This is a genomic window from Blattabacterium cuenoti (assembly GCF_014251375.1).
GTDB classification, from domain to species: Bacteria; Bacteroidota; Bacteroidia; order Flavobacteriales; family Blattabacteriaceae; genus Blattabacterium; species Blattabacterium cuenoti_K.
Map to the genome: position 1 here is coordinate 424851 of NZ_CP059187.1, position 13472 is coordinate 438322.

General features: G+C 23.9%; 13 protein-coding genes. 3 read left to right on the forward strand and 10 right to left on the reverse strand.

What is annotated here, in order from left to right; translation table 11 throughout:
- Positions 1–20 precede the first annotated feature (20 nt).
- Together H0H71_RS02040 and H0H71_RS02045 are read right to left on the reverse strand one after the other, a co-directional pair.
- Positions 21–1775 carry a YidC/Oxa1 family insertase periplasmic-domain containing protein gene (locus H0H71_RS02040; protein WP_185855893.1) on the reverse strand — a complete coding sequence of 585 codons (1755 nt, stop codon included), beginning with the start codon at positions 1773–1775 and terminating at the stop codon, positions 21–23.
- Positions 1765–3420 (reverse strand): CTP synthase, encoded by a 1656-nt coding sequence (locus H0H71_RS02045; RefSeq protein WP_185855894.1) that lies wholly within the window; start codon positions 3418–3420, stop codon positions 1765–1767. The genes H0H71_RS02040 and H0H71_RS02045 overlap by 11 nt, the downstream gene beginning before the upstream one ends.
- A gap of 325 nt (positions 3421–3745) precedes the next feature.
- Between H0H71_RS02045 and clpX the strand changes: the two genes are divergently transcribed.
- Complete coding sequence (clpX, locus tag H0H71_RS02050; protein ID WP_185855895.1) at positions 3746–4999, forward strand: ATP-dependent Clp protease ATP-binding subunit ClpX; 1254 nt, start codon at positions 3746–3748, stop codon at positions 4997–4999.
- 5 nt (positions 5000–5004) lie between these two features.
- On the opposite strand, the gene obgE is transcribed toward clpX, so the two are convergent.
- From obgE to lpdA, 3 genes are all read right to left on the reverse strand, one after another.
- Positions 5005–6015, reverse strand: a complete 1011-nt coding sequence (obgE, locus tag H0H71_RS02055) for a GTPase ObgE (protein ID WP_185855896.1) — start codon at positions 6013–6015, stop codon at positions 5005–5007.
- 26 nt (positions 6016–6041) lie between these two features.
- Positions 6042–6626: a nucleoside monophosphate kinase gene (locus tag H0H71_RS02060; protein ID WP_185855897.1), complete on the reverse strand. Its 585-nt coding sequence runs from the start codon at positions 6624–6626 to the stop codon at positions 6042–6044.
- A 185-nt stretch (positions 6627–6811) separates the two neighbouring features.
- Positions 6812–8206, reverse strand: coding sequence for a dihydrolipoyl dehydrogenase (lpdA, locus tag H0H71_RS02065; protein ID WP_185855898.1), 1395 nt, complete (start codon positions 8204–8206; stop codon positions 6812–6814).
- Positions 8207–8449: 243 nt separating this feature from the next.
- Between lpdA and fsa the strand changes: the two genes are divergently transcribed.
- Positions 8450–9121, forward strand: coding sequence for a fructose-6-phosphate aldolase (fsa, locus tag H0H71_RS02070; protein ID WP_185855899.1), 672 nt, complete (start codon positions 8450–8452; stop codon positions 9119–9121).
- 14 nt (positions 9122–9135) lie between these two features.
- Here fsa and H0H71_RS02075 read toward each other — a convergent pair whose 3' ends face one another.
- The 5 genes from H0H71_RS02075 to H0H71_RS02095 form a co-directional block, all read right to left on the reverse strand.
- Complete coding sequence (locus H0H71_RS02075; protein WP_185855900.1) at positions 9136–9456, reverse strand: hypothetical protein; 321 nt, start codon at positions 9454–9456, stop codon at positions 9136–9138.
- Positions 9457–9458: 2 nt separating this feature from the next.
- Complete coding sequence (locus tag H0H71_RS02080) at positions 9459–10193, reverse strand: outer membrane protein assembly factor BamD (RefSeq protein ID WP_185855901.1); 735 nt, start codon at positions 10191–10193, stop codon at positions 9459–9461.
- Positions 10194–10195: 2 nt separating this feature from the next.
- On the reverse strand, positions 10196–10699 hold the full coding sequence (locus H0H71_RS02085; protein WP_185855902.1) for a ferritin: 504 nt from the start codon (positions 10697–10699) through the stop codon (positions 10196–10198).
- A 16-nt stretch (positions 10700–10715) separates the two neighbouring features.
- Complete coding sequence (gene dapA, locus H0H71_RS02090; RefSeq protein WP_185855903.1) at positions 10716–11603, reverse strand: 4-hydroxy-tetrahydrodipicolinate synthase; 888 nt, start codon at positions 11601–11603, stop codon at positions 10716–10718.
- A gap of 161 nt (positions 11604–11764) precedes the next feature.
- A complete protein-coding gene (locus H0H71_RS02095; protein WP_185855904.1) occupies positions 11765–12037 on the reverse strand; it encodes an RNA recognition motif domain-containing protein in 273 nt (90 codons plus the stop codon).
- 249 nt (positions 12038–12286) lie between these two features.
- On the opposite strand from H0H71_RS02095, the gene pncB reads away from it, so the two are divergent.
- Positions 12287–13468: a nicotinate phosphoribosyltransferase gene (gene pncB, locus H0H71_RS02100; protein WP_185855905.1), complete on the forward strand. Its 1182-nt coding sequence runs from the start codon at positions 12287–12289 to the stop codon at positions 13466–13468.
- The last annotated feature ends 4 nt before the right edge of the window (positions 13469–13472 follow it).

Below are 13472 nucleotides of genomic sequence, written 5' to 3' on the forward strand. Positions count from 1 at the left end.
ATTTTTTGATTCTTATCCAATTATTTTGTTATTTTTTTGATTTTACCATAAATTTTTTCTTCCTTTAAAAGGAATTTTTTAATAAAAAATATTAATCCAATATTAATAACATTAGATGTAAAATAATAAAGAGAAAGACCCGAAGCATAACTATTTATAAATAATAACATAATCACAGGCATTAAATACAATATTAAATGCATATCAGAAATATTTCCAAAATTATTATTATTTACATTTTTGTGATTAATATTTCTATTATCATTGTTGCTTAATTTTGTGTAAATCAAAAGGACTATAGCATATAATAAAGTGAGTAAACTCACATGATTTCCATAAAATGGAATAAAAAAAGGAAGTTCCATGATAGAATCATATGATGTTAGATCATCTACCCATAAAAAAGATTTTCCTCTAAGATTAATTATAGTAGGAAAAAATTTAAACAAAGAATAAAAAATAGGAATTTGAAATAATGTAGAAAAACATCCAGACATTGGATTTATACCTACTTTTTGGTATAATTCCAACATGGCTTTTTGTTTTTTTAAAGGATCTGAATTTTTCAGTTTATTATTCAATTCGTCTATTTCTGGACGAATTAATTTCATCATAGCATTTAATTTATATTGTCTATAAGTTACTGGAGATAGAATAAGTTTTACAACAATAGTCATTAAAATAATGATGATCCCATAATTCAAATTTGTTTTTTCAAGAAATTTGAAAATTGTTAAAAAAAAATATTTATTTATCCATTTTATAATTCCCCAACCAAATGGAATAATATTCTCAATTCCTTTCCCATATTTCTTTAATAAAGAAAAATCTAATGGACCAAAATAAAATTTAAAATAAAGATTTAATTCTTCATTTTCTTTTTTATTTAAATCTAGAGAAATATGAGATTGAATTTTTTTTAAAAAATTTCCAGATAAAAAATTATCAGATCGAATAAAAAAAACATTTTTTACCGGTTTTTCAACCATAAATATGGTTGAAAAAAATTGTTGTTTATATGCAATCCAATTCAAATTAGATATGTTTTTTTCTTCTGTATTTTTTTCAGATAGATAATTAACAGAATTAGAATGATTCTTAGTAGAAAAATTAGAATAATAAACTTGAGTATAAGAATTTTCCCAATTTCTATCCTTTTCTAGGGAAAAAATTCGTTGTTCTAAATCAATAAAAACCGGTTTTATTTTTAATAAAAAAGAAGCCATTCCTATTGTTCTCACAAATAATTTAATATCATACTGATTATTTGATCCTAACTGATATATATATTCAACAAATCCTTTTCCATACGGATTTCTGGCTCTCATTATAAGAGTAGTATTTTTTTCATTCTTTTTTAAAGAAAATGGATAAAAATATAAATCTCTTGTATTAATGAAAGAAAATCTGTTTTTAATAAAAAAAATAGTACCATATGAAAAACTAGAATCTTTTATTAAAAAAAGATTTTTTTTATGTAAAAAATGAATGGGATCATAAGCTTTATATTTTTTTAAAAAAACTTCATCAAGAAATCCCCCCAAACTAGAAATTCTAAGTTTTAAAACTTTATTTTCTATGAAAATTTTTTTTATTTTATTTTCTTGATTCCATTTCTTTTTTTTTTCTGATTCTATAAAGAAAATAGATTTCTTCTCTTCTTCTGATCTTAATTGTTTATTATTAGATGTATTTATATACGTAAATATTGTTATAATCAAAAAAATAAGTATCAGTCCAATGATAGGATTATAATCCAAATTTTTACCCTCCATACATAGAATTTTTTTCCTTATAATCATAGGACTGACTATCTATATTCCCATTGGCAACTTGCACAAAATAAGTAAATAAAGGATGAGGTTTCGTTATTGTACTTTTATATTCAGGATGATATTGAACTCCTAAAAAAAAAACATGATTTTCTAATTCAAACGCTTCTACTAACCCCGTATCAGGATTAATTCCCACCGCTTTCATTCCGAAATTAGAAAAATTTTCTAAATAATCATTATTAAATTCATATCTATGACGATGTCTTTCCCAAATTTCTTTTTTTCCATAAATAGAAAAAATTTTTGTTCCTTCTTTTAATACACATTTCCAATTTCCTAAACGCATAGTTCCACCTTTTTGTCTTATATTTTTTTGATTTTTCATTAACCTAATAACCGGATAAGAAGAATGTGGATTAATTTCATGACTTTCTGCTTTTTTCATTCCTAATACATTTCTAGCGAATTCTATTACTGCTATTTGCATTCCTAAACAAATTCCAAAAAAAGGAATTTTATTTTCTCTAGCATACTTTGCAGTAAGTATTTTTCCTTCTATTCCTCTATTTCCAAATCCGGGAGCTACTAGAATTCCAGAAACTCCCTCAAAATATTTTTGAATATTATTATCTTGAATCATTTCTGAATAAACCCATTTTATATTAACATTAATTTCATTTTTAGTTCCTGCATGAATCAACGCTTCTATAATTGATTTATATGAATCATGTAAAGAAACATATTTTCCAACTAATGCTATTACCACTTTATATTTAGGATTTTTATATTTTTTAACAAAAGATTTCCATTTTTTTAAATTAGGAGGAATAACAGTAGATAAATTTAAATGTTTCAAAACTACTTTGTCAAAATTTTGAATATGTAATAAACAAGGAATATCATATATAATTTTAGTATTAATCGATTCAATCACATGCTCTTGTTTAACATTGCAAAACAATGCTAATTTTTTACGAATATTATGAGAAATATGTTTTTCCGTTCTACAAACTAAAATATCAGCTTTTATCCCTTTTTCCATTAAACTTCTAACAGAATGTTGAGTCGGTTTTGTTTTTACTTCTCCAGTAAAAGAAATATACGGTAATAAAGTTAAATGAATAACTAATCCATTAAATTCCCCTAATTCCCACTTCAATTGACGTACAGATTCAATATAAGGAAGAGATTCTATATCTCCAACAGTTCCCCCAATTTCAGTAATAACAATATCATAAATTTCTGATTCTCCAAGAATTTTAATACGTCTTTTAATTTCATTTGTAATATGAGGAATTACTTGTACTGTTTTTCCTAAATAATTTCCTTTTCTCTCATTATCAATAACTTTTTTATATATCATTCCAGATGTAACATTATTTTCTTTCGTAGTAGATTGATTTAAAAACCGTTCATAATGTCCTAAATCTAAATCTGTTTCCGCTCCATCTTTAGTTACAAAACATTCTCCATGTTCATAAGGATTTAAAGTCCCGGGGTCTATATTAAAATAAGGATCTAATTTTTGAATTGTCACTTTATATCCTCTAGATTTTAACAACATTCCTAATGAAGCTGATACTATTCCTTTTCCCAAAGAAGAACTTACTCCACCTGTAACAAAAATATATTTTGTTCTTCTCATTTAATTAATGTAATTATTTAATGATTTCAATGAATGATATTTAATTATTTATTATTTCCTATTTCCTTGTATTTACTCTTAATCTTTAAGACTAAAAAAATAGCTAAATTTACAATTTTAAAAACTTTAATTAAAAAAAACTAAAATTTTTGTAAAAAAAATTCTAATTTTTTTTTATATTTGTCAAAATACTTAACGGAGCAAGTCCTACACAATCAGCTCCCTATAAAACCTCCAGGGTGGGAACACAGCAAAGGTAAATACGGTAGTAGCGATGTGATGTAGGTTCGCTTGCTCCTTTTTTTCATCATGCATAAAATGAAAGATGGAAGATTTATTTAAATGCAATTTTTGTGGAAGAAAAAAAAATGAAATAACTTTTCTTATATCAGGAATAAATGGACATATTTGTAACTTTTGTATAGAAAAAACTTATTCTTTAATTCATAAAAAATTAGAACAAAAAAAAGAAATTGATGAACAACAACTGATTAAGTTTTTAAAAAAACCTAAAGAAATAAAAAAGTTTTTAGATCAATATGTTGTAGGACAAGATGAAGCAAAAAAAGTTATTTCTGTTGCTGTCTATAATCATTATAAAAGAATTCAATTTATAGTAGAGAATAAAAAAAATAAAATAGAAAAAAAAGACATTAAAAATGAAAAAATAGAAATAGAAAAATCCAATATTTTGTTAATTGGAAATACAGGAACCGGAAAAACATTACTTGCTAAAAGTATTTCTAAACTTTTAAAAATTCCTTTCACTATAGCAGATGCAACAACTTTAACTGAAGCTGGATATGTTGGAGAAGATGTGGAATCTATTTTATCTAGATTGTTACAATCTGTTAATTATAATATTAATTCTGCTGAAAAAGGAATCGTATTTATTGATGAAATTGATAAAATTTCTAAAAAAAGTAATAGTAATCCATCTATTACTAGAGACGTGTCTGGAGAAGGTGTTCAACAAGCTCTACTTAAAATATTAGAAGGAACTATAATAAATGTTCCTCCGCAAGGAGGAAGAAAACATCCTGATCAAAAAATGATACCAATCAATACAGAAAATATTTTATTTATAGCTGGAGGAACATTTGATGGAATAGAAAAAATTTTATCAAATAGAATCAATCAATATTCTACTATTGGATATCACACTCAATCTAAAAAAATTGAAAAAAAGGATGTAATTTTTTTTAAAAATATAATATCTGATGATTTAAAAAAATTCGGATTGATTCCAGAGCTCATTGGAAGATTTCCTATTATAACTTATCTAAATCCATTAAATAAAATAATGTTAAAAAAAATTTTAACAGAACCCAAAAATGCTTTGATTAAACAATATCAAGAATTATTTAACATGGATAAAATTTCTCTAAATGTTACAAATAAAGCCTTAAATATTATAGTAGATAAAACTATTCAATTAGGATTAGGAGCTAGAGGATTACGTTTTTTTTGCGAAAAACTTTTTTTAGATTATATGTTTAATATTGACGATCATATAGAAGAAAATATTCATAAAAAATTGAATATAGATGAAAATGTAGCTAAAAAAAAATTATCGTAATTAAATTAATTGATTAAATTACTTTTTTTTTGTAGCAAATTCCATAATTTATCTTTTAATATTGTTAAACCTTCTCCTGTAAAAGAAGAAATGAATGTTATATCATTTTCTCCTAATGAAGAAAAAATTGTTTTTATTTTATTTTTTTCTTTCAAAGAAATTAAGTCGGATTTAGAAATAGCTAACAAACGTTTTTTATTCAATAAATTTGGATTGAATTCTTTTAATTCATTCAATAAAATAAAATATTCTATTTCTTTTTTTTTTGTTTTTTCTGAAGAAAAAAGAAATAATAAAATAGAGTTTCGTTCTACATGTTTTAAAAATTGATATCCTAATCCTTTTCCTTGTGATGCATTTTCTATGATTCCAGGAATATCTGCCAATACAAAAGAATTATAATTTATAAATGCTATCCCCAAATGAGGTTTTTTAGTTGTAAAAGAAAAATTTCCTATTTTTGGTTTTGCTTTTGTAAGTGTAGAAAGTAAGGTAGATTTTCCTGAATTAGGAAATCCGATTAATCCAACATCCGCTAAAATTTTCAATTCTAAATAAATCCAACTTCCCATAGTTTTTATTCCAGGTTGTGCATAATAAGGAGATTTAATTTTTGAATTTTTGAAAAAAAAATTCCCTCTTCCTCCTTTTCCTCCTTTAAATAAAACTTTTTCTTGAAGATTTTTGTCAATTTCTAAAATAATTTCCTTGTTTTTATCTTTAACAACAGTTCCTAAAGGAACTTCTATAAATAAATTTTTTCCATTTGATCCAGTAACATTCTTTTTTTTTCCAGAAAATCCAGATTGAGCTATCCAATGTCTATGATATTTCAAATGAAAAAATGTATTTATATGCGAATTCCCTTTAATAATAATATTTCCTCCTTTTCCTCCTGATCCTCCATCAGGTCCGCCTTTTTTTATATTTTTTTCTCTATGGAAATGAATGCTCCCAGATCCTCCATCTCCACTTTTGCAAAAAATTTTTACAAAATCTATAAAATTATCTTTCATATTCATTGATAAAATATTATGTTTTTTTATAATAAATTATTTATTATTTTTTTTTCAATGAAAAAGGATATTTTTTCTATTGAATAAGAGGCATTTAATTCAACTATATTTTTTTCCCATTTACTACTATTCCAAATAAATGCAGTTTTTTTATTATATTCTTCTATTCTTTTTTGTACAGTGATCATATCTGTATCATCGTCTCTATTACTTATTTTACCTCTTTTTAAAAGTCTATTAATTAATAATTTTTTTCTTATAAAGGAAAAAGAAAAAATTATATTTATTCTCCCCAAATAAAATTTATCTAATATTTTTTCTAAAGAAAAAATTTGATTCCTAGTTCTAGGATACCCATCATATACAATCCCTTTAACGTGAAAATGTTTTTTCATTTCCAAATTTAACATATCTGTAGTTATTTTATCAGGAACTAATATTCCTTTATTAATATAATGACTCGCAAGTATTCCTAAATTGGTTTCTTTTTTTATGTGATTTCTAAACAGAATTCCAGTAGATAAATGAATAAATCCAAATTTGTTTGCTACAATCCTTGCTTGAGTTCCTTTTCCACATCCTGGTGGACCAAATAATATAATGTGTATCATATAAAAATTATGAATCTTATTTACTATTTTACTTACAATAATGAATAATGATTTCCGATTCTTCTAATTCTATTCTAATAAATTGTAGAAAAAGAAGATTATTAGTTGGAGAGTTTTTTTTTGATTTAATAAATAGTATTCAATCAAAATTTTTATGAAAAACTTTTTTTTTGTGACTTGTGTATTTACAAATGAATAGTTTTTCCATAAGCATTTGCTACAGATTCTAAAATAGATTCACTTAAAGAAGGATGTGGATGAATACTGTTTATTATTTCACAATGAGTAGCTTCTAATTTTCTAGAAACTACCACTTCGGAGATAATTTCTGTGACATTATTTCCTATCATCTGACATCCCAACCATTCATCATATTTGGAATCAAAAATTACCTTAACAAATCCCTCTGGATTATCATCAGAGATAGATTTTCCAAGTGCTGAAAAAGGGAATTTTCCTATTCTAATTTGATATCCTTTTTCTTTAGCTTCTTTTTCTGTATACCCAACAGAAGCTATTTCAGGAAAACAATAAACACATTTTGGAATATTATTATAATCTATTTTTGGAGAATTTAAACATTTTATATTTTCAACACATGAAATTGCCTCATGTGAAGCTACATGCGCTAAAGAAGGGGTTTCTATTACATCTCCAATAGCATAATATTCATCTATATTAGTTCTATAATTTTTATCAACGGATATAAACTCTTTTTCAGTAGTGCGAATCCCTACCTCTTCTAATCCAATTGATTTAATATTTGGAGTAACTCCAATTGCGGAAAGTACTATATCTGTTTCTAACGATATTTCTTGTTTATTAATAGTTTGAATATGAACTGTAACACCTTTGTTTTTATTAAATTCTATTTTTTTAATAGTAGATGACAAATAAATTTTAATTCCTTTTTTCTCAAAAGAATCTTTTAAATAAGAAGATATTTCTATATCTAAATTTGGAAAAATCTGGGGACAAATTTCTAAAATAGTAATCTCTGTCCCCATAGAACTATAAAAATATGCAAACTCTAAACCTATGGGGCCAGATCCGATAATAATCATTTTTTTAGGAAGTGTTTTAAGAGAAAGTGCTTCTTTATACCCTATAACTTTTTTTTCATCTTGTTGAAATTCTTTTTTTATTTTCGATTTTGATCCAGTAGCTATGATAATATGAGAAGCGTTATGTTCCTCTATTTTTTTTCCACTTTTTAATATTTCAACTCTTTTCCCACTTTTTAATTTTGCATTTCCATATATAACATGAACTCCATTTTTTTTCATTAGAAATGAAACTCCTTTTTTCATTTTATTAACAACATTCCTACTTTTTTGAATTATTTTTGAATAGTTAACTTTTATTTCATCTATTTCAAATAATTCTCTGTTTTTTTTTATATTTTGCAATATTTTAGCACTATTTAAAATAGATTTTGTAGGAATACATCCCCAATTTAAACAAACACCTCCTAAAGATTCTTTTTCAATAAGAGCAGTTTTCATCCCTAGTTGTGAAGCTCGTATAGATGCAACATAACCCCCCGGTCCGCTTCCTAAAATAATAACATCAAAATACATAAATACAAGATATTATAAATCAAATAAAAATAAATAAATGTGATCTATAATATAAATTTACAAATTTAATTTTCATTAATTTTTGCAAAAAAAATATAAAAAAATCAAAAAAATAAATCATATAAAATTTTTTAAAAAAATTCGTTTTTTGTATGTATATTATATGATGCATTATGAAATTTAATTGAAAAAAAATCATAATAATAAAGATAACATCTAACTAATAAGAATAAGAATTAGATCATGAAGTTTTTTATAGATACTGCTAATTTAGATGAAATAAAAGAAGCTAAAAAAATGGGGATTTTGGATGGTGTAACTACAAATCCTTCTTTAATAGCAAAAGAATCTATTTATAATAAAAATGATATTTATAAACATTACATATCTATTTGTAATATTTTAGGTAAAAAAAATTCAAAAAATGTTAGTGCAGAGATTGTTAGCGTTGATTACCTTGACATGGTACAAGAAGGAGAAGAGATTTCATCATTACATCCAAAAATTGTTGTTAAAATTCCTGCAACAGAAAACGGGATAAAAACTATAAAATATTTATCAAAAAAAAACATTAAAACTAATTGTACACTCATATTTTCATCCGGACAAGCACTTTTAGCGGCTAAATCGGGATCTTATTATGTTTCTCCATTTTTAGGAAGATTAGATGATATCTCTCAAAATGGATTGGATTTAATAAAAGAAATTAAAACTATTTATAGTTTATATCGTTTTGATACAAAAATTATAGCCGCATCTATACGTCATCCTTTACATATTATAGAATGTGCAAAAATAGGAATAGATGCTATAACTTCTCCAAGAAACATTATATCAAATCTTATAAATCATCCTTTAACGAAAATAGGATTAGAAAAATTTTTAAAAGACTATAAGAAAAAAATACGTAATTAAAAAAAGTGAAAATATTAAATTGATTTAATTTTTATTTTTCCATCTAAAAAATACTGTAAGGATATAGATGTAGGTTTTGGCAACTTCTCATAAAATTTTGATAATTCTATTTGCTCTTTGTTTTCAAATATTTCTTCCAAATGATTTTTATTCATTATACTAAATTCCTCTAATTTTCTATCTAAATCATTTTTTAAACGAGAACTAATTTCTCGACTTATTTTTTCTAAAATACAAATTACTTCATAAATGTTTCTTTTTGATAGTTTCTCCAAAACCATACGATCTACGGGTTCAGTATTCATTGGAGCTTTAATGTATTTTAAAAAATTCATTTTCAATTATTCATTAATTTTTTATAAAGATCTTGCAATTTCTTTATATGATAGTAATTATTTGGATATGATTTGACATATTTCTTATATGATTCTAAAAAGTCAGAAATATTTTTTTTGTGATTTGTATTATTAGCTATGGCTATCCTATATCTAATAATACAAATTTTATATAAAACATTTTCTTTGAAATTGCTTTTTGGAAAATCATTTAAAAAATCTCGGAAAGAAACTAAAGCTGCATAATTTTTCTGCATAGAAAAATATATATTAGCTATATAATAATCTTTTTTTTCAATTTTTTTCAACAGTTCATTCAAAAGTTTATTCGCTTCTGTTATTTTAGAACTGTTTTGAAATCTTTGAATAAATTGATTTAAAATATCAATAGCCATATAAGTATTTTTTTGATCTAAATCAAAATTCAACGAGGAAAAATAAAAATTTAATCCTTTTCTGAAAAATTCATATTCTTCAAAATTTTTTTCTTCTTTAGTTTCAGAATAAGACTGAATGTTTTTTCTATAAAAAAATTTTTGAAATAACTCTTTTTTTTCATCCCATTTACTATTATTGCGATTAATAATTTCTTTTCTATCTGTAGAATAAATTTCTTCTCTAACTTTTTCTTTACTTTCTCTATCTAGTACATTTAGTACATTACCGTATCCATATACAGAAGAACTTAAAAAAACCAAAAATAAAATCAAAATACAAATATTTTTTTTTTGATTCATATTCAAAATTTTTTATCTAAATCACGATCAAATAAATAAAGCCCTAATTTTTCATCTCCTATTAATTCAATTTTACTTAATATACTTTTACTTAAATTTTCCTCTTCTATTTGTTTTTCTACATACCATTGTAAAAAGTTATATGTAAAATAATCTTTTTCTTGTAAAGATAATTCAACAAGAATATTAATTTCAGATGAAATTTTTATTTCATGTTCAAATAATTTTTGAAACAGTTCTTTCAAAGAATTATATGAATAAGATTTTTCATAAAAATGTAAATTTTCATATGGAAAAATTGCTGCATATCCGCCTCTTTTATTAATATATCTCATTAACTTTAACATATGGTTTCTTTCTTCATTTGAATGATTGTATAAAAATTCACATATTCCTTCAAACCCTTTATATTCTGACCAAGATGCCATAGATAAATATAATTGAGAAGATTCCAATTCTCTAATCAATTGTTTTTTTAATCCTTTTTGTATTTTTTCACTAAACATAAAATTTTTATTTTTTTTAAATTAAAATTTCTTTATTTTCTCCTAAAAAGGATATCATTTTTCTTTTTAAAGAATCCGTTCCATTCAATAATGGAAGTCTTACATAGGAATTACATATTTTTATAATATTTAAAAACATTTTAATTCCAGTTGGATTTCCTTCTTTATAAATTAAATCAATCATAGAAAGAATTTCATAAAAAATATCAAAAGCCTTTTTGACATTATTCTTTTTAGCAAAAGAAACCATTTCAGAAACTTGATTTGGAAATCCTTGTGCTATTACAGAAATAACCCCATCTCCTCCTCCTAATATTATAGGTAAAGTGAGAAAATCATCTCCTGATATTACACTAAAATTTTTTGGTTTTTTTTCAATAATTCTATAAGATTGCAAAACATTTCCAGACGCTTCTTTTATTCCTATTATTTTTTGAAAATCATTAGCTAAACGAATTACAGTTTCTGGGGATACATTTGAACCAGTTCTTTTAGGAACATTATAAATAATTATATTAGTTTCTGTATTATTGACAATAGATCTAAAATGTTGGTAAATCCCCTCTTGAGAGGGGGTATTGTAATAAGGAGAAACAGAAAGAATTGCCAAAAAATCTGAAAGATTTGTATTTTTTATATTATTTATAACAGATTTAGTATCATTTCCACCTATTCCTAATATTAAAGGAAGTTTTTTTAAATTTATACTTTTAATACATTCTATAATATCTTTTTTTTCTTCTTTTTTTAAAGTAGAAATTTCAGATGTAGTTCCTAATATTACTAAATAATCTACTTTATCTTCTACATATTTAACAAGATTTTCAAGTCCATTAAAATCTATTTTTCCATCCTTTTTAAAAGGAGTAACCAACGCTACACCTGTTCCAGATAATTTTTTCATAACATATGCTCATTTGCGTTTGATATTAACAAAAATATCTTTAATTAGTATTAGTTAGTTAACTATTATAATTTTTTCAAATTATATTATATTACAAAACTTATTTAATCATATTTTGCATTGTTTAATAACAAACAGATGTAGACGGGGATTTTTTTAATTTAATAATCTCTTTTTGTTCTTGGTCTTGCTGCAGATACAATAATATTTCGGCCCATTAGTTCTGTCCCATTTAATTTTTCTATAGCTTGTCTTGCGTTTTCTTCATTAGACATTTCTATAAATCCAAATCCTTTGCTTCTTTTACTTGATGCAGATTCGTCAAAAATTATTTTTGCATGAGTAACTTCTCCTATAGATTCAAAATATTCTTTTAATTCTTTTTCTGTCATATCATAAGATAAATTTCCAACGTATAATTTCGTATTGTCCATATTTGATAAATAAATTGTTTTAAATGTTTTAAAGGCAAATTTAGAGAAATATTTTTTCTAAAAAAGAAAAATATTTCATTAAAACAAGTTTTTTAACTCAATAATTCTATAAGAATCCATGATTATTTTCATCAGAATAACTTTACGAAAAAAAAGTTGAATTTTTTAGTTTTTTTTATCTTTTCTATACAAAATAAACTACCTCAAAAATACTTAAAATAAAACTAAAACTTATAAGAAAAGTATTGAATGAACGAATTCGCAATTGTATCATCTTTATTAGACAATGATTTTTATAAATTTACTATGCAAAACGCAATTATAAAACTGTTTCCTTTAGCAAAAGCTAAATATGAATTTATCAATAGAGGGAAACATTCTTTTCCAAAAAATTTTTCTGATCTTTTAAAAGAAAATCTTCAAGAGATGGCAAGTCTAAAACTTTCAAATGATGAAAGAAAATTTTTAGAAAAAAATTGCCCTTATTTAGATTCTACATATTTAGACTTTCTAAATACATATCAATATAATCCAAAAGAAGTCTTTATTTCACAAAATGGAAAAGACATACATATGTCAATTGAAGGATTATGGAGTAGTACTATACTATGGGAAGTTCCTTTAATGGCAACTATATCTGAATTATATTATCAACTAACAGGAAAAAAATGTATTTCAGACAATAAAATTATTCTTTTAACAAAAGAAAAATTAGAAAAATATAAAAAACTAAATGTTAAAATTGGAGAATACGGAACTAGAAGAAGGTATTCTTATAAAGTTCAAAAATTAGTTTTGAATTTTTTAAAAGAAAAGGGAAATTCCGTTTTTATTGGAAGCAGTAACGTTCATTTATCTCGTATTTTTTCAAAAAAACCTATCGGAACTCATGGACATGAATGGGTTATGTTTCATGCTGCTAAATATGGATTTAACATAGCAGATCAAATAGCAATGGAAAATTGGTTGAATATCTATGGAAAAAACTTAAGAATAGCTTTATCGGATACATATACCACTTCAGTTTTTTTAAAAAATTTTGATAAAAAATTAGCAAATCTTTTTGAAGGAGTTCGACATGATAGTGGAAATCCTATTTTATTTACTAATGAAATCATAAAACACTACAAAAAGTTGAAAATAAATCCTTTAAAAAAAAAAATTATTTTTTCAGATAATTTAAATCCCAACAAGGTCGCTACTATATCTTCTTTTTGCAAAAAAAAAATAAATCCATTTTTTGGAATAGGAACTAATTTTACTAATGATGTAGGATTACCATCTATGAATATGGTTATAAAAATGGTTAAAACACTTCCAAAAACAAAAAAAAAAAAATGGATATCAGTTGTCAAACTTTCTAACGTAAAAGAAAAATCTACAGGAGATAAAAATTTGATTTCTCTAGCTAAGAAAATTCTTCGTATTTAGTTTT

Bases quoted from the DNA above. Each gene is read 5' to 3' on its own strand.
- H0H71_RS02040 (WP_185855893.1), bottom strand. From the start codon at position 1,775: ATGGAGGGTAAAAATTTGGATTATAATCCTATCATTGGACTGATACTT.
- H0H71_RS02045 (WP_185855894.1), bottom strand. From the start codon at position 3,420: ATGAGAAGAACAAAATATATTTTTGTTACAGGTGGAGTAAGTTCTTCT.
- clpX (WP_185855895.1), top strand. From the start codon at position 3,746: ATGGAAGATTTATTTAAATGCAATTTTTGTGGAAGAAAAAAAAATGAA.
- obgE (WP_185855896.1), bottom strand. From the start codon at position 6,015: ATGAAAGATAATTTTATAGATTTTGTAAAAATTTTTTGCAAAAGTGGA.
- H0H71_RS02060 (WP_185855897.1), bottom strand. From the start codon at position 6,626: ATGATACACATTATATTATTTGGTCCACCAGGATGTGGAAAAGGAACT.
- lpdA (WP_185855898.1), bottom strand. From the start codon at position 8,206: ATGTATTTTGATGTTATTATTTTAGGAAGCGGACCGGGGGGTTATGTT.
- fsa (WP_185855899.1), top strand. From the start codon at position 8,450: ATGAAGTTTTTTATAGATACTGCTAATTTAGATGAAATAAAAGAAGCT.
- H0H71_RS02075 (WP_185855900.1), bottom strand. From the start codon at position 9,456: ATGAATTTTTTAAAATACATTAAAGCTCCAATGAATACTGAACCCGTA.
- H0H71_RS02080 (WP_185855901.1), bottom strand. From the start codon at position 10,193: ATGAATCAAAAAAAAAATATTTGTATTTTGATTTTATTTTTGGTTTTT.
- H0H71_RS02085 (WP_185855902.1), bottom strand. From the start codon at position 10,699: ATGTTTAGTGAAAAAATACAAAAAGGATTAAAAAAACAATTGATTAGA.
- dapA (WP_185855903.1), bottom strand. From the start codon at position 11,603: ATGAAAAAATTATCTGGAACAGGTGTAGCGTTGGTTACTCCTTTTAAA.
- H0H71_RS02095 (WP_185855904.1), bottom strand. From the start codon at position 12,037: ATGGACAATACGAAATTATACGTTGGAAATTTATCTTATGATATGACA.
- pncB (WP_185855905.1), top strand. From the start codon at position 12,287: ATGAACGAATTCGCAATTGTATCATCTTTATTAGACAATGATTTTTAT.